The sequence below is a fragment of the Streptomyces sp. NPDC002669 genome, from assembly GCF_042889165.1.
Classification (GTDB): domain Bacteria; phylum Actinomycetota; class Actinomycetes; order Streptomycetales; family Streptomycetaceae; genus Streptomyces.
Genome location: NZ_JBIAQQ010000050.1, coordinates 1 through 15,000, shown reverse-complemented (window position 1 = coordinate 15,000; position 15,000 = coordinate 1). Strand labels below are relative to the sequence as shown.

Below are 15,000 nucleotides of genomic sequence, written 5' to 3'. Positions count from 1 at the left end.
CACGGACTGCCCTACTCGCCGGACGGGACCGGCTGCGGGGCGAGGTGGCGGCGGGCGAAGTCCAGCTCCAAACGGACCTGCTTGATGCGCTCCTCCACGACGAGCGAGCCGTGCCCCGCGTCGTACCGGTACACCTCGTGCACCGCGTTCCGGTCCTTCAGGCGGTCCACGTAGTTCTCGACCTGGCGGATCGGGCAGCGCGGGTCGTTGACGCCCGCCGAGATGTAGACGGGGGCCCGGACCTCGTCGACGTACGTCAGCGGGGACGAGGCCGCGAAGCGCTCGGGAACCTCCTCCGGCGTGCCGCCCAGCAGCGTGCGGTCCATCGCCTTCAGGTCCTCCATCTCGTCGTGGTACGCCGTGACGTAGTCGGCGACGGGGACCGCGGCCAGGCCCAGCGCCCAGTCGTCCGGCTGGGTGCCGAGCCCGAGCAGGGTCAGGTAGCCGCCCCAGGAGCCACCGGCCAGGACCAGCTTCTCCGGATCGGCGAGGCCGGACTTCACCGCCCACTCCCGGACCGCCGCGATGTCCTCCAGCTCGATCAGGCCCACCCGGTGCTTGAGCGCGTCCGTCCAGGCGCGGCCGTATCCGGTGGAACCGCGGTAGTTGACCCGGACGACCGCGTAGCCGTGGTCCACCCAGGCGGCGGGGCCGGAGGCGAAGGCGTCGCTGTCGTGCCAGGTCGGGCCGCCGTGGATCTCGAAGACCGTCGGGAACGGGCCCTCGGCCGGGGCGGCGGGCCGCTGGACGAGCGCGTGGACGCGGCCACCGGGCCCGTCCACCCACACGTCCTCCACCGGCACCGACCCCGGGGCCTTCGGACCGGGCGGATCGAGCACCACGGCCCCCGAGGTGGACCTGATGACGGGCGGCTGCGCGGCCGAGGACCACAGGTACTCCACCGTGCCGTCGGGCCGGGCCGTGGCACCCGACACCGAACCCGGCGGGGTCTCCACCCGGACGGGGGCGCCCGCGCCCGGCTCGTAGCGCCACAGGTCGCTGCGGGCCTCGAAGCCGTGCACCACCAGCAGCGCGGAGGCGTCCGGATACCACTCGGCGCTCACGTCGCCGGGCAGGCCGAGCGCGAGGTCCGTCTCCTCGCCCGTCGTCGGGTCCCAGATCATCGGCTCCCAGCGGCCCCGCCGCTGATGCCCGACCAGCAGCCTGGTGTCCCCGGCGACGGGGGCGAAGCCCAGCACGGACAGGCCAAGCTCCTTGGTGCCGCCCTCGGTGTCGTCCAGCTCGGCGACCGTCGTGCCGTCCGGCCGCACCACGCGCAGCGCGGAGTGCATCGCGTCGCCGTGCTCGGTGTGCTCCAGGACGATCAGCGTCCCGTCGTGGCTGAGGTCGCCGATGCCCGCCGACTCGCGGTGGCGGTAGATCTCCACGGGGGCGGACCCGGGGCGCACGACGTGGACCGTCGTCCCCTCCTCGTCGGTCGAGCGGCCGATCACCGCCGTGCCGTCCCGCCCGATCGCGAGCCCCGCGGGGTACGAGGGGGCGAGGCCGGGCACCGCCGGTTCGTCGCCCGCCCCGGCCTCCCCGCCGTGGAACGGCCGGCGCATCCACACCCCGAACTCGTCCCCGTCGGTGTCGTCGAACCACCAGATCGACTCCCCGTCAGGGGTCAGCACACCGTCCGTCGTGCCGTTCGGCCGGTCCGTCACCCGGCGCTGCTCGCCGGTGGCACGGTCCCAGGCGTACAGCTCGTACGTGCCCGTGGCGTTGGAGACGAACAGCGCGCGGTCCGGGGCGTCCTCCGCCCAGTCGGGCAGCGACACCCGCGACGCCCGGAAACGCTGCTCCCACTCCGGCACGGAGGTGCTCTCCGGGGCGGCCGCGGCCGCGGGGGCGTTTTCCGGGGCGGAAGAGGCCGTCGTCGAACCAGTGATCTCAGTCATGCCCCCCATTCTGCGTCGGACGCCGATAATTCGTTCGCTCCGTCCTCAGCCTGTGGATAACCTCCCCGGCATGCATGCACCCACCCCTGACAACTGGCACGAGGCGAACCGCGCGTTCTGGGACGAGCGAGTGCCGATCCACGTCGGCAGCGATTACTACGACCTCGCGGCCTTCCGCGCCGGCAAGGACGGCCTGCGCGACTTCGAACCCGTCGAGGTCGGGGACGTCACGGGGAAGTCGTTGCTGCACCTCCAGTGCCACATCGGGGTCGACACCCTCTCCTGGGCGCGGCACGGCGCCGGGCCCGTCGTCGGGCTGGACCTCTCCGAACCGGCCGTCGAGGCGGCGCGCGTCCTGGCCCGCGAGCTCGGGTTCGACCAGGACCGGGCGGCGTTCGTCGCGGCGGACGTCCACGACGCCGCCGCGGCCGTGCCCGACACCTCGTACGACATCGTCTACACCGGGATCGGCGCGCTGAACTGGCTGCCCGACATCGGGCGTTGGGCGGAGGTCGCCGCGTCGCTCGTGGCGCCCGGGGGCTTCCTCTACCTCGTGGAGTTCCACCCGATGGCGGACTGCTTCGACGACGCCACGGGCGCGAAGGTCGAGTACGACTACTTCACCCGCGACGCATGGGTGGACGACACGCCGGGCACGTACGCGGACCTGGAAGCGCCCACCGTCCACAACCGCACCGTCGAGTGGCAGCATCCGATCGGCGAGGTGGTGTCGGCACTGGCCGCCAATGGGCTGCGGATCGACTTCCTGAACGAGCACGACGTCTCGCTCGTCCCCCGCTTCGAGGCGCTGGACCGGCAGGACGACGGCTACTACCGGTTCCCCGCCGGGCGGCCGCGCATCCCGCTGATGTACTCGCTCAAGGCGTCGAAGCCGGCCGGTTCCTGACGAAACGCCAGGTCGGGGCGATTGTCAGTGGTGGGGTACAGACTCGAACCATGACTACGACTGCCGAGCTGCGTGTCGCCGTGGAGACGTACTGGAGTGCGGCCGACTCCCGGGACTGGGACGCCTTCGCCGCCACGCTGGCCGACGACGTGCTGTACGACCTGCCGCAGACCCGGGAACGGATTCACGGCAAGGAGCGGTACCTGCGGTTCAACCGTGAGTACCCGGGGGACTGGCGGGTCCGTGTCGAGCGGATCGTGGCCGACCACGAGGGGCACCAGGCCGCAGCCCGGACGCTGGTGACGACCGGCGCCGAGGAGTCGCACGCGATCCACTTCTTCACGTTCGACGGGGCGGGGCGGATCAACGGGATAACGGACTTCTGGCCCGAGGCGTACGAGCCCCCGGCGGGTCGCGAACACCTGGTGGAGCGGTACTGAGTCCGGGCAATCGGCAGCACGTCCGGGGCCGTCCGGGGGAGGCCGGGTCCGCTCGGGGGCGGACCGGTTCGGGCGGGGCCCTTAGGGAGGGGGGCGTGCCCGGCCGGGGTGGGGGACCCGGCCGGGGCGCGCATGAGTGCGGCGGGCCTTCGGAGGTGATCCGTCGGCCCGCCGCCCTGCATCCTCGTCGTCCGCGTCCTACGCGGCCGAGCGGAAGGCCGGGAGGTAACCACCGGCCTGCCCGGCGGCCTTGGGGTGGTACGAGTTGTAGACCGGGAGGGTCACGCTGTGGAGCCACGCGTCGCCGGAGCACAGCTCGTGCCCGCTGAACTCGTCCACCACGCTGGAGAACGTGAACCCGGCGTTGGCCGCCTGCTTGGCGATGACGCCGTTCAGCACGTCGGACGCGTTGTTTATCGCCGAGCGCTCCTTCTCGGAGAGACCCGCGATGCAGCTGCCGCTCAGCCGGTAGAAGCGCGGGTAGCCGAGGACCACGACATGGGCCTGGGGAGCCCGTGACCGGATGGAGGTGTAGAGCGAACCGAGCTTGGACGGAAGCAAGTTCTGCGTCTGCGAGACGGCCGTGCTGACCCTGCTGAGGCAGGTGGCCTCGCCGGAGAGCACGCACGCCTGCATGACGTCGGCGAAGCCGACGTCGTTGCCGCCCGCGGTGACGCTGACCAGGCCGGTGGAGGAGCTCAGTGCCCCCAGCTGGGTGCTTGCCACCGAGCTGCTCGTGGCGCCCGAACAGGCCACGAAGGAGAAGGAGGAGGGCGAGTTCGCCGCTGCCCAGAGGTAGGGGTAGGAGTTGGTGCTGCGACGGCAGTCGCCGCTGTCGGACAGGTAACTTCCCGCCCCGACACCGGACGAGTACGAGTCACCGAGAGCGACGTAACCGCTCGCGGCCGTCGAGTTCGCGAAGGCCGGCTGGGCAAAGCCCAGGGCGGCCACGGCGGCGAGCGCCAGGGTGGATGCGGACGCCCAGAATCTCCGTACCGACATGGCTGTCAGCCCTCCGAAGTGTGGGGGGTGGATGGGGGGTTGGGTTGAGCGCCATGTTTCTAGCAGCTGCCGGTACCAGCCGGTAATAGCCGGGGAAAAACTGGTCTGATATGCCCGAATGGCCGTTCGGCTGCTGAGCTCCGCGCGTAGATAAACCTCTGGGGGCGGCCCGAACGGACGTTATTCGGCCATGCGTTGGGGCCGCGCGGGAGTGGTGCGCGGAGGGCTCGCGAGCGATGCGCGGACGGCGCGACGGGGGTGCGCTTCGTCGGCTGCGACGGCTCGCGGGAAGTTCGCGGAGGGCTCGTCGAGGAGCCGGGGAGGCCGCGGGGGTGCGGTGGGCGCCGTGCCGGAATGGTGGCAAACGGTGCGGGGCGGCGGGGGCGGTCCGCCCAGGGGGTTACGCGGAGTGACGCGCGGCGGGCGCGGGGGCGGAGGCGTGGCCGGGCCCGGGGGCGGGGGAGAGCGGGGGAGCGGGCGCGGGGCGGAGGGCCTCAGCGGAAGCGGAGGGCCTCAAAGGAAGCGGGGAGTCTCAGCGGAAGCGGGGGTCCCAACGAAAAACGCCCTCTGCGGTGGCGTTCCCCTTGGGGGTGCCACCGCAGAGGGCGGTTGTCGTGTTGCCGGGAGGGTCAGTTGTGGCCGAACCTCCGCTGCTTCCGGTGGGAGACCTGTTCTGAGATCGAGCGCACCGGGTCCGGGGTGTTGGTCGGCTGCGTCTGCTCCTTCGTCTCCGGAGCGGTGCTGCGTTCGTGGCCGCCGGTGCGGGCGCCGCGGTTCTGCCGACTCTGCTTCTTGCCCACGATCGTGCCTCCTGTTGCGGATCTCGGACGATGGGCCATGACCAGACTCGCACGCAGGCAGAAAAGGTGCATTTCGTGCCGCGGTCGCCGAGTGCGGCTACCTCCGGAGCGCTCGGTCCGCGGTGTGGTGCGGTGCTTCGGCCGCTCGGTCCGCGGTGGGGCGTCCGGCTCCGGCCGCTCGGTTCACGGGGTGGCGGGGTGTCCCGGTCGTTCGGTTCATGAGGCGGGGCCGGCCGTGGCGTAGTCCGCGAGTGCCGGTTCGAGCAGGCCGAAGGCGCGTTCCCCCTCCGTCGCGACGATCTCGGCGATCTCCGGGTTGGCGAGGCCGGTGAGGGTGAGTTCCTGGACGCGCTGGAAGAGGGTGCGCTGCACCGCGCCGAGCAGGGCCGCCGCCGTCCGCACGGTGATGTCGTCGGGGGTGGAGCCGGTGGCCTCGGCGAGGGCGGCGGCCAGGGCCTCCTCGCGCTGGTCGTGCAGGCCGCGCAGGCAGGCCGAGAGGGTGGGGCTGTCGGCGATCATGCGGGAGAACTCCGGCCCCGCGAAGCCCTGGACCGGATTCTGCGCCGCCACCGCGGCCCCGAAGTCCCGGCGCAGCGCGGACAGGGCGGACTCGCCCTCCTCCCGGGAGGCCACGACCTGGGCCGAGCTGTCGATGAACGCCTCCTGGTGGTCGAGCGCCAGGTCCTCCTTGCGCGGGAAGTAGTTGGTCACCGTCTTCTTGGCCACGCGTGCCGCGACGGCGATCTCCGCGATGGTCGTCCGCTCGAAGCCCTGCTCGACGAAGAGCCTGGTCGCGTGGTCGGAGATCAGCTGCCGGGTCTCCCGCTTCTTGGTCTCCCGCAGGCCCGGTGCGCCCGGCGTTCCGGGAGATGCCGCGGTGCTCGTCCTCGGTTCCATGTCGATACTCATGGGCGAATCTTACCTCCGTAGCATTTTTATGTTGACACCCCGACGGGTCTCGTTCTAAGTTTACGTCCGTCGCAAGTTTCTCCCGATGGAAAGGAGCGGTCATGCGAAAGACCGACCTCGTCACGTTCCTCGCGAACCAGGCAGCCGAGCAGGCCGACCACCCCGACAACAAGGGGAACCGCCGGTCCCGGTTCGTCGCCCCGCCTTCCGCCGGGCGCGTCCCGGGCAACACCCGCGCCATGCGCAACATCCCGCGCCGTCGCTCCTACTGACGCCCGGTCCCGCGCAGCGCCGCGTCCTCGTACGACCCCTCGGGCTCGTACGGAACCCCGCACAGACCGTTCAGCCCTCTCACGGACAGGAACCCGCCTTGCAGATCACCGCCACCACCGTCTCGCTCACCGTCGACGACGTCGCCGCGTCCCAGGACTTCTTCACCACGCACCTCGCCTACCGGGTGCAGGCCGCCGCCGACGGATTCGCCTCGCTCACCCGCCAGGACGCCGCCGCCGACATCGTCCTGCTGCAGCGCGGCACCGAGGTCCTGCCGGCCGGCCAGCGCGACCGGCACGCCTCGGGCCTGATCCTCGCCCTCACCCTCACCGGCATCGAGGCGGAGGAGAAGCGGCTGCGCGCCGAGGGCGTCGAGATCACCATGCCGCTGCGCGAAGAGCCCTGGGGCGAGCGGCTGTTCCAGATCGAGGACCCCAACGGGGTCGTCGTCCAGTTCGTCGAATGGGCCGAGGCCGCAGCCGTCGAACCGGACGGTTCATGAGGCCCGCCGGGGAGCGATTCCCGCAGCCGTACGGGGGGACCGGCCCGTGCACCGGCCCGGACCCCCGTACCGGACCGGGGCCGGGTACGCGGGGCGGCGCGCTCCGCCGGCGTCGCGGGGGTGTGCCACTCCGCCGGCCTCTCCGGAGCGTGCCGCTCGGACGGCATCGGCGGAGCTCACCTGGCCGGTGCGCGATCGGGGCCGGACAGTAGAGTTCGGCTGCGTCAGCCCCCGAGCACCGAGGTACCGGCCGTGACCCTCGCCCCACCCGAACCCCCCGCCCCACCTGCGGTGACCGTCGTAGGGATCGGTGCCGACGGCTGGCCGGGACTGTCCGGGCCGGCCCGTGAGGCGCTGGCCGCCGCGCAGGTGCTGATCGGTGGCGGACGGCAGCTCGACCTGCTCCCGCCGTCGTGCGCCGGACGCCGGGTGCCGTGGCCGTCTCCGCTGAGGCCCGCCGTCCCCGGTCTGCTCGCCGAGCACGCGGGCAGCAGGATCGCCGTCCTGGCCAGCGGCGACCCCATGTTCTACGGGATCGGCCGGGCCCTGACCGAAGTGCTGGGCGCCGCCGCGCTGAACGTCGTGCCGCACCCCTCGTCCGTGTCCTACGCCTGCGCCCGCGTCGGCTGGCCGCTGGAGGACACCGAGGTCGTCACCCTGGTCGGCCGCCCCGCCGCCCGGCTGGCCGCCGCCCTCCACGACGGCCGACGGCTGCTGGTCCTCAGCGCGGACGCCACCACCCCCGCCGAGGTGGCCGGGCTGCTGCGCGAGCGGGGCTTCGGCCCGAGCCGGCTGCGGGTGCTCGAACAGCTCGGCGGCATGGACGAGTCCTGCACGGAGGGCACCGCGGACCACTGGCCGCACCCGCCGGGCGACCCCTTGAACATCGTCGCGGTCGAATGCCGCCGCGCCCCCGACACCCTGCGCCTGGGCGCCGTACCGGGCCTGCCCGACGAGGCGTACGAGCACGACGGGCAGCTCACAAAACGCCATGTGCGGGCCACCACCCTCGGCGTGCTCGCACCCGCCCCCGGCGAACTCCTGTGGGACATCGGCGGCGGCTCGGGATCCATCGCGATCGAGTGGATGCGGACCCACCCGTCCTGCCGTGCGATCTGCGTGGAACGCGACCCGCGCCGGGCGGAACGCATCACGCGCAACGCCGACCGCCTCGGCGTGCCCGCGCTGCGCGTCGTCACCGGCCGGGCCCCGGACGGACTGGCCGGACTGCCCGCGCCCGACGCCGTGTTCATCGGCGGCGGGCTGACCGCGCCCGGCCTCCTCGACGCCTGCTGGGAGGCGCTGCCCGTCGGCGGCCGGCTGGTCGCCAACACGGTCACGCTGGAGTCCGAGGCCCTGCTCGCCGGTGCGCACCGGCGGTACGGCGGCGAACTGGTCCGGCTCGCGGTCGCGCACGCCGTGCCGGTCGGCGGCTTCACCGGCTGGCGGCAGGCCATGCCGGTCACCCAGTGGTCCGTGCGCAGGACCTCGACCATTCCCGTCGCGGAACGCCCCGCACGGGTGTCCGCGGAAGATCCAGGAGACAACAGATGACCGTGTACTTCATCGGCGCGGGCCCGGGTGCGGCCGACCTGATCACGGTGCGCGGTGCCCGCACGCTCGCGGCCTGCGGGGTGTGCCTGTACGCGGGCAGCCTGGTGCCCCGCGAACTGCTCGCCGAATGCCCGCCGGACGCCCGTCTGGTGGACACCGCCCAGCTCGACATCGACCAGATCACCGCCGAACTGCTGGCCGCGCACGAGGCCGGCCAGGACGTGGCCCGGCTGCACTCGGGCGACCCGTCGGTGTTCAGCGCGGTCAACGAGCAGATGCGGCGGCTCGACGAGGCCGGGGTGCCCTACGAAGTGGTGCCGGGCGTCCCCGCGTTCGCGGCCGCCGCCGCGGCGCTCAAGCGGGAACTGACCGTGCCGACCGTCGGCCAGACCGTGATCCTCACCCGGATCGCCCAGCGCGCCACCGCCATGCCGGAGGGCGAGGACCTGGCCACGCTGGGCCGCAGCGGGGCGCTGATCGTGCTGCACCTCGCCGCCCGGTACGTGGACCGCGTGGTGGCGGAACTGCTGCCGCACTACGGGGCCGACTGCCCGGCCGCCGTCGTGGCGCTGGCCTCCCGGCCGGACGAACTGGTCCTGCGCGGGACCCTCGACGACATCGCCGGGCAGGTGAAGGCGGCGGGAGTGATCCGTACCGCCGTCATCATGGTCGGCCGCACCCTCGGCGCCGAGCAGTTCCGCGACAGCCACCTCTACTCGCCGCACCGCGAACGGCACGTCTGCTGACGGGAGTCGGAAGCCGGAAGCCGGGGAGCCCGGGGGCCGGCCGCGGAGCACGGGGAAAGCGGCCGGGCCGGCCGACGGCCGTCAGCGCACCTCGCTGCGTCCGACGACCGTTCCCGCCCGGTCGACGCAGATGACGTCGACGGCCACCGGGGCGCCCCGCAGGACCGAGAGCGCCTGGTCCCGGGCCGCCACGGCCACCAGGTCACCGAGCGGAACGCCGCGCGCCTGGCAGGAACGGAGCGCGGCCAGACCCGTGTTCGCGGTCGCCACCTCGGCCGCCAGCTCCTCGTCGGCACCCCCGCGCCGGGCCAGTTCGGCCAGGAAGGGCTTGTCGACCTGGGACCGGGCCGAGTGCAGGTCGAGGTGGCCCGCGGCCAGCTTCGACAGCTTGGCGAACCCGCCGCAGACGGTGAGCCGGTCCACCGGATGACGGCGCACGTACTTGAGCACCGCGCCCGCGAAGTCGCCCATGTCCAGCAGCGCGATCTCCGGCAGGCCGTACTCGGCCACCACGGTCCGCTCCGAGGTGGAGCCCGTGCAGCCGGCCACATGGGTGTGCCCGGCGGCCCGGGCCACGTCCACGCCGCGCCGGATCGAGTCGATCCACGCCGAGCAGGAGTACGGCACCACCACGCCCGTCGTCCCCAGGATCGACAGGCCGCCCAGGATGCCGAGGCGCGGGTTCCAGGTGGAGCGGGCGAGCTCCTCGCCGTCGTCCACGGAGACGGTGACCTCGACGTCCCCCGACCCCCGGTGCTCCGCCGCGACCCGGGCGATGTGGTCGCGGATCATCTGCCGCGGCACCGGGTTGACCGCGGGCTCCCCGACATCGAGCGGCAGGCCGGGCAGGGTGACCGTGCCCACGCCCGGACCGGCCCGGAACACCACGCCCGCGCCCGGCGCCAGCCGCCGCACGGTGACCCGGACGAGGGCGCCGTGCGTCACGTCGGGATCGTCGCCCGCGTCCTTCACCACCCCGGCCATCGCCCGGTCCGCCGCCAGCTCCTCCACCGCGAGCGCGAACGCGGGCGTCTGTCCCTTGGGCAGGGTGATCGTCACCGGGTCGGGGAAGTCACCGGTCAGCAGGGCCGTGTACGCGGCGGTGGCCGCCGCGGTCGCACAGGCCCCGGTGGTCCAGCCGGGCCGCAGACCGGTGTGTTTCAGTTGGGCGCTGCGCCCGCCCTTCGCCTCACTCATGGATGGATCCGATGCACGTACTCGTTCTCGGCGGAACCACGGAGGCCCGCCGCCTCGCCGGACTGCTGGTGGGGACGGCCCCGGCCGGGGCCCGGGTGACCAGTTCGCTCGCCGGCCGGGTGGCCGGTCCGAGGCTTCCGCCGGGGGAGGTCCGCATCGGCGGTTTCGGCGGGGCCGACGGCCTCGCCGCGTGGCTGCGCACGCACCGGGTGGACGCGCTCATCGATGCCACCCATCCTTTCGCCGGGACGATCAGTTTCAACGCGGCCGCTGCCGCCGCCGCGACCCATGTTCCCCTGCTGGCGCTGCGCCGCCCCGGCTGGGTGCCCGGTGACGGCGACGACTGGCACCCGGTCGATTCGCTGGCCGGGGCCGCGGCGGCGCTGCCCGGGCTGGGGCGGCGGGTCTTCCTCACGACCGGGCGGATGGGGATCGCCGCCTTCGCCGGGTCGGATCCGCTGTGGTTCCTGATGCGCTCGGTGGACGCCCCCGACCCCGGCACGCCGTGCCCCGCGCGGATGGAGGTCCTGCTCGACCGGGGCCCGTTCACGCTCGAAGGGGAACGCCGGCTGATCGACCGTCACCGCATCGACGTCCTCGTCACCAAGGACAGCGGCGGCGAGGCCACGGCCCCCAAGCTCACTGCCGCCCGCGAGGCGGGCATCCCCGTGGTGGTGGTGCGCAGGCCGCCCGTGCCGCCGGGCGTGCCCGTCGTCGCCGCCCCGGAACCGGCCGTCGCCTGGCTGCGCGCACAGCCGACGGTCCACTGGCCCTGACCGGCCGCCGCAGGGGCTGCGGCCTTCTCCGTACGGGCCCGGTCGCCGCGCGTACGGGCGACGGCGGGCGGCCGGGACCCGTACGCGCGACAGGCGCTCAGTCCTCCGGGTAGCGGCGGGGCGTCCAGACGATCTGGTCGCCGTCGTCGCCGCGCCGTACCCACCGGGTCTGCGAGGAGCCGACGAGCAGGATCGTCCGCATGTCCACCTCGGCCGGGTCGAGGTCGGCCAGGCGCACCGTCCGCACGCTCTCGGCCGGCCCGCCCACGTCCCGGCCCAGCACCACGGGCGTGTCCGGCGAGCGGTGTTCGAGCAGCAGGTCACGGGCCTTGCCGACCTGCCAGGTACGGCTGCGCGAGCCGGGGTTGTACAGCGCGAGCACCAGGTCCGCCGAGGCCGCCGCGCGCAGCCGCTCCGCGATCACCTCCCACGGCTTGAGCCGGTCGGAGAGCGAGATCGTCGCGTAGTCGTGGCCCAGCGGCGCACCCGCCCGCGCGGCGGCGGCGTTGGCCGCCGTCACCCCCGGCAGCACCCGCACCGGCACCCGCGCGTATTCCTCCTGCGACGCCACTTCGAGTACGGCCGTCGCCATGGCGAAGACCCCCGGGTCGCCGCCGGACACCACGGCCACCCGCCGGCCGCGCCGGGCCAGGTCGAGGGCGAACTCGGCCCGCTCCGACTCGACCTTGTTGTCCGAGCCGTGCCGCACCTGCCCCGGACGGACCGGCACCCGGTCCAGATAGGTGGTGTAGCCGACCAGGTCGTCGGCGGCGGCCAGCGCCCCGCGCGTCTCGGGCGTCAGCCACAGCGGCCCGGCGGGCCCGGTGCCGACGACGGTCACCTCGCCGCCGCCCGGCGTGTTCCCCGGACGCGGCGCGTCGACCCGGCTCGGCAGGACCGCGACCGCGAAGTACGGCACCGACCCGGGGTCGACCCCGGCCAGTTCGGCCCGGCGCTCCCCGGCCATCGTGGCGCGTTCGACGTAACGGGCCTCGGGCAGCCGCCCGGACGCCTCGAAGGCCCGGCGCACGGCGGGGAAGGTGCGCCCCAGCTTCATGACCACGGCCGCGTCGGTGGCGGCGAGCCGGGCGGTCAGCTCCTCCTCCGGCAGGGTGCCGGGCAGGATCGTCAGCACCTCCTCGCCCTCCACCAGCGGGGTGCCGAGCCGGGCCGCGGCGGCGCTGACCGAGGTCACCCCCGGGATCACCTCGGTCGGGTAGCGGTCGGCGAGCCGCTTGTGCATGTGCATGTACGAGCCGTAGAAGAGCGGGTCGCCCTCGGCGAGCACCGCGACCGTGCGGCCGGCGTCCAGGTGCTCCGCCAGCCGCGCCGCAGCCTGCGCGTAGAACTCCTCCATCGCGCCCCGGTAGCCGCCCGGATGGTCCGTGGTCTCCGTCGTGACGGGGTAGACCAGCGGCTCCTCGATGTGGTCGGCGCGGATGTGCTCCGCCGCGATGGACCGGGCGATGGACCGCCCGTGCCGGGCGCTGTGGTACGCGACGACGTCCGCACCGGCGATGATCTGCACCGCGCGCACGGTCATCAGGGCCGGGTCGCCGGGGCCGAGCCCGACCCCGTACAGCCGGCCGGTCTGCTGCTCGCTCACGGTCACTCTTCCTCGCTGGCGATGGCGTTGAGGGCGGCCGCCGCCATGGCGCTGCCGCCGCGCCGGCCGCGCACGATCAGGTGGTCCAGTGCGGACGGGTGCGCGGCCAGGGCGTCCTTGGACTCGGCCGCGCCGATGAAGCCGACGGGCACCCCGATGACGGCCGCCGGGCGGGGCGCGCCCTCCTCGATCATCTCCAGCAGCCGGAACAGGGCGGTCGGCGCGTTCCCGACCGCGACGACCGAACCCTCCAGCCGGTCGCGCCACAGCTCCAGGGCCGCGGCGCTGCGGGTGGTCCCCAGCTCCGCCGCGAGACCGGGCACCGCCGGGTCGGACAGGGTGCACACCACCTCGTTCGCCGCGGGCAGCCGCTTGCGGGTGACGCCGCTGGCGACCATGGCCACGTCGCACAGGATGGGCGCACCGGCCCGCAGCGCCGCACGGGCACGGGCCACCACGTCCGGGCTGAAAGCGAGATCGCGTACGAGGTCGACCATGCCGCAGGCGTGGATCATGCGGACCGCGACCTGGCTGACATCGGCGGGCAGACCGGACAGGTCCGCCTCTGCGCGGATCGTGGCGAAGGACTGGCGGTAGATCGCCGGTCCGTCCTTCTCGTACTCGTGCACGGCTTTTTCGCTCTCTTCAGGGGGACATGGGGTCACAAGGTCATGGGGCGTGGAGCGGTCGGGTCCGAAGGCCGCGGTGTCGTCGGTCAGATGGGCAGGCCGCGCGTGCCCCGGGCCGCCGCCACCGCGGCGGCGAGCCCGTCGGAGCCGCCGGGGAGGTCGTACGGGGCCTGCTGCCGCCCCTCGTCGTTCCGTACGGGCTCCTGGGCGGAGTCCTGGGCAGGGGGGCGTACGGGGGTCCGGGCGGCGTCCCGTACGCGGGAGACCCGGTATCCGCCGGGGCCGGCGACGACGTCGACCCACTCGCCCCGGGGGTGCCCGCACCGGCGTTCGCACCCGGACCAGTACACGGGCAGGGCCCCCACGGGCCCCAGCGCGGCCGCCGCGTCGGCCCGCACGTCGGCCAGCGACTTCGCGCAGCCCGGCCGTCCGATGCAGGCGCCCACCCCGGTCCAGGGGGAGTCGGGGCCGGTGACGAGACCGGTGGCTCCCAGGGCGGCCAGCAGTTCCGGGGCCTGCGGCCGGGGCACCCCGGGGACGACGATCCCGCGCCACGGCGTCAGGCGCAGTTCGCCGCCGCCCCGGCGGGCCGTGTCCGTCAGCGTCCGCCACTGCCCGGGGGTGATGCGGCCGAGGGGCACGCCCACGGACAACGCGGCGGTGCCGCGCGGGGAGTTCACGATGCCCACTGCGGGACCGGTGCGACCGGTGGGGCCGGCGGGGGCGGGAGGGGTGTCGGGGGCGTCCGGGGCGGCGACGAGCCCCGCCCGGCGCAGTCGTCCGGCGACTTCGGCGTGGAGGTCATCGGCCCCGCCGGGCAGGTCCGTCACCCGCCACGCCCCGTGGCCGCGCGCCCGCTCCAGGAACGTCCGGGCGGCGAGAAGGGCGGCTCGCGGGGCCTGTTCACCGGGTATCCGGGTGGTGGCCCGCGCCGTGCCGATCCGCAGCAGCGCGGTCCCGTCCCGCTGTGCGACCAGGGTCACATCGGCGCCGAGCGCCGCCACGTCGCCGCGGCCGTCGTCGAGGGCGAAGAGGAACCGGCCGGACAGGCCCGCCGTTTCGTCGTCGGCGCACAGCAGCGCGTCCAGTCCGGACAGCCAGGGGCGGACGTCCCCGGCCCCCGAGGCGTCGAGGCCCGAGAGCGGTGACGCCACCACGTTGCGTATCCGCTCGTGGCGGGCGGAGGGCAGCAGTCCCGCCCCGCCCAGCCGACGGGCCAACTCGGCGCCGCAGCCCGGTCCCAGGCCGCGCAGCTGCACGTTGCCGCGCGAAGTGAGATGCAACTCACCGTCGCCCAGCTCCTCGGCGGCCCTGCCCAGGGCGTCCGCCCGCGCCGCGTCCAGCACCCCGCCGGGAACCCGGACCCGGGCCAGCGCGCCGTCGTCCGCGCCGTGCAGCCGCAGCGTGCCGGGGCAGGCGTCGTCGCGGTCCCGGGGAGAGGGGTCTCCCGGGGGCGGGGACGGAGCGACCGGCGAAGACATGGCGGCGAGCATACCGACCGCCCCATCGGAACCGTATGTCCCCCAATGGTTGGCCATCCCGCCCCACCCGGCCCCCGCCCCGCCCGGCAAACCACCTCCGCCGCCCGCTCCCCGCCTCCCGGTCACCCGCTCCTCGACCCCGGGACACCGGTCGGCCGTACTATGCCCCGGGGGGGGGGGGGGGGGGGGGGGGGGGGGGGGGGGGGCCGGCGCGCCGGGCCCCCCCCCCCCCCCCCGCCCCCCCCCCCGGCCGGCGGGCGGGGGGGGGGGGGTGGGC

The 15,000-nt window shown here is 74.4% G+C and carries 15 protein-coding genes; 7 read left to right on the top strand and 8 right to left on the bottom strand.

Annotated elements, in window-relative coordinates; translation table 11 throughout:
• Positions 1-11: 11 nt before the first annotated feature.
• The gene (locus ACFYW1_RS37745; protein WP_389004135.1) at positions 12-1,901 is read right to left on the bottom strand and encodes a prolyl oligopeptidase family serine peptidase; all 1,890 of its coding nucleotides are present in this window, start codon (positions 1,899-1,901) and stop codon (positions 12-14) included.
• A gap of 70 nt (positions 1,902-1,971) precedes the next feature.
• On the opposite strand from ACFYW1_RS37745, the gene ACFYW1_RS37740 reads away from it, so the two are divergent.
• Both ACFYW1_RS37740 and ACFYW1_RS37735 read left to right on the top strand, forming a co-directional pair.
• Positions 1,972-2,808, top strand: coding sequence for a class I SAM-dependent methyltransferase (locus ACFYW1_RS37740; RefSeq protein ID WP_389004133.1), 837 nt, complete (start codon positions 1,972-1,974; stop codon positions 2,806-2,808).
• A gap of 50 nt (positions 2,809-2,858) precedes the next feature.
• On the top strand, positions 2,859-3,248 hold the full coding sequence (locus ACFYW1_RS37735) for a nuclear transport factor 2 family protein (protein ID WP_389004131.1): 390 nt from the start codon (positions 2,859-2,861) through the stop codon (positions 3,246-3,248).
• 198 nt (positions 3,249-3,446) lie between these two features.
• Here ACFYW1_RS37735 and ACFYW1_RS37730 read toward each other — a convergent pair whose 3' ends face one another.
• From ACFYW1_RS37730 to ACFYW1_RS37720, 3 genes are all read right to left on the bottom strand, one after another.
• Positions 3,447-4,250 carry an SGNH/GDSL hydrolase family protein gene (locus ACFYW1_RS37730; protein ID WP_389004129.1) on the bottom strand — a complete coding sequence of 268 codons (804 nt, stop codon included), beginning with the start codon at positions 4,248-4,250 and terminating at the stop codon, positions 3,447-3,449.
• Between the two features lie 629 nt (positions 4,251-4,879).
• Entirely contained in the window at positions 4,880-5,050 is a 171-nt protein-coding gene (locus ACFYW1_RS37725; protein WP_389004127.1) for a hypothetical protein, read from the bottom strand.
• Between the two features lie 216 nt (positions 5,051-5,266).
• A complete protein-coding gene (locus ACFYW1_RS37720) occupies positions 5,267-5,947 on the bottom strand; it encodes a TetR/AcrR family transcriptional regulator (RefSeq protein WP_389004163.1) in 681 nt (226 codons plus the stop codon).
• Positions 5,948-6,060: 113 nt separating this feature from the next.
• Here ACFYW1_RS37720 and ACFYW1_RS37715 point away from each other — a divergent pair, with 113 nt between their 5' ends.
• The 4 genes from ACFYW1_RS37715 (at position 6,061) to cobM (ending at position 9,034) form a co-directional block, all read left to right on the top strand.
• On the top strand, positions 6,061-6,231 hold the full coding sequence (locus ACFYW1_RS37715) for a hypothetical protein (protein WP_389004125.1): 171 nt from the start codon (positions 6,061-6,063) through the stop codon (positions 6,229-6,231).
• A 98-nt stretch (positions 6,232-6,329) separates the two neighbouring features.
• Complete coding sequence (locus ACFYW1_RS37710) at positions 6,330-6,734, top strand: VOC family protein (RefSeq protein WP_389004123.1); 405 nt, start codon at positions 6,330-6,332, stop codon at positions 6,732-6,734.
• Positions 6,735-6,986: 252 nt separating this feature from the next.
• Positions 6,987-8,288, top strand: a complete 1,302-nt coding sequence (cbiE, locus tag ACFYW1_RS37705) for a precorrin-6y C5,15-methyltransferase (decarboxylating) subunit CbiE (RefSeq protein ID WP_389004121.1) — start codon at positions 6,987-6,989, stop codon at positions 8,286-8,288.
• Complete coding sequence (cobM, locus tag ACFYW1_RS37700) at positions 8,285-9,034, top strand: precorrin-4 C(11)-methyltransferase (protein ID WP_389004119.1); 750 nt, start codon at positions 8,285-8,287, stop codon at positions 9,032-9,034. Before cbiE ends, cobM begins: the two co-directional genes overlap by 4 nt.
• An 81-nt stretch (positions 9,035-9,115) precedes the next feature.
• Here the strand turns inward: cobM and ACFYW1_RS37695 are convergent, their stop codons facing one another.
• Entirely contained in the window at positions 9,116-10,231 is a 1,116-nt protein-coding gene (locus tag ACFYW1_RS37695) for a cobalt-precorrin-5B (C(1))-methyltransferase (protein WP_389004117.1), read from the bottom strand.
• Between the two features lie 11 nt (positions 10,232-10,242).
• Here ACFYW1_RS37695 and ACFYW1_RS37690 point away from each other — a divergent pair, with 11 nt between their 5' ends.
• Positions 10,243-11,007 carry a cobalt-precorrin-6A reductase gene (locus tag ACFYW1_RS37690; RefSeq protein ID WP_389004115.1) on the top strand — a complete coding sequence of 255 codons (765 nt, stop codon included), beginning with the start codon at positions 10,243-10,245 and terminating at the stop codon, positions 11,005-11,007.
• 97 nt (positions 11,008-11,104) lie between these two features.
• On the opposite strand, the gene ACFYW1_RS37685 is transcribed toward ACFYW1_RS37690, so the two are convergent.
• The 3 genes from ACFYW1_RS37685 to cobG form a co-directional block, all read right to left on the bottom strand.
• Positions 11,105-12,619: a precorrin-2 C(20)-methyltransferase gene (locus tag ACFYW1_RS37685; protein WP_389004113.1), complete on the bottom strand. Its 1,515-nt coding sequence runs from the start codon at positions 12,617-12,619 to the stop codon at positions 11,105-11,107.
• Entirely contained in the window at positions 12,616-13,242 is a 627-nt protein-coding gene (locus ACFYW1_RS37680; protein WP_148836855.1) for a precorrin-8X methylmutase, read from the bottom strand. The genes ACFYW1_RS37685 and ACFYW1_RS37680 overlap by 4 nt, the downstream gene beginning before the upstream one ends.
• Positions 13,243-13,328: 86 nt before the next feature.
• Positions 13,329-14,735: a precorrin-3B synthase gene (gene cobG / locus ACFYW1_RS37675; protein WP_389004110.1), complete on the bottom strand. Its 1,407-nt coding sequence runs from the start codon at positions 14,733-14,735 to the stop codon at positions 13,329-13,331.
• Positions 14,736-15,000: the final 265 nt, after the last annotated feature.

Bases quoted from the DNA above. Each gene is read 5' to 3' on its own strand.
- ACFYW1_RS37720 (WP_389004163.1), bottom strand. From the start codon at position 5,947: ATGGAACCGAGGACGAGCACCGCGGCATCTCCCGGAACGCCGGGCGCA.
- cobM (WP_389004119.1), top strand. From the start codon at position 8,285: ATGACCGTGTACTTCATCGGCGCGGGCCCGGGTGCGGCCGACCTGATC.
- ACFYW1_RS37690 (WP_389004115.1), top strand. From the start codon at position 10,243: ATGCACGTACTCGTTCTCGGCGGAACCACGGAGGCCCGCCGCCTCGCC.
- ACFYW1_RS37745 (WP_389004135.1), bottom strand. From the start codon at position 1,901: ATGACTGAGATCACTGGTTCGACGACGGCCTCTTCCGCCCCGGAAAAC.
- ACFYW1_RS37735 (WP_389004131.1), top strand. From the start codon at position 2,859: ATGACTACGACTGCCGAGCTGCGTGTCGCCGTGGAGACGTACTGGAGT.
- cobG (WP_389004110.1), bottom strand. From the start codon at position 14,735: ATGCTCGCCGCCATGTCTTCGCCGGTCGCTCCGTCCCCGCCCCCGGGA.
- ACFYW1_RS37695 (WP_389004117.1), bottom strand. From the start codon at position 10,231: ATGAGTGAGGCGAAGGGCGGGCGCAGCGCCCAACTGAAACACACCGGT.
- ACFYW1_RS37715 (WP_389004125.1), top strand. From the start codon at position 6,061: ATGCGAAAGACCGACCTCGTCACGTTCCTCGCGAACCAGGCAGCCGAG.
- ACFYW1_RS37740 (WP_389004133.1), top strand. From the start codon at position 1,972: ATGCATGCACCCACCCCTGACAACTGGCACGAGGCGAACCGCGCGTTC.
- ACFYW1_RS37730 (WP_389004129.1), bottom strand. From the start codon at position 4,250: ATGTCGGTACGGAGATTCTGGGCGTCCGCATCCACCCTGGCGCTCGCC.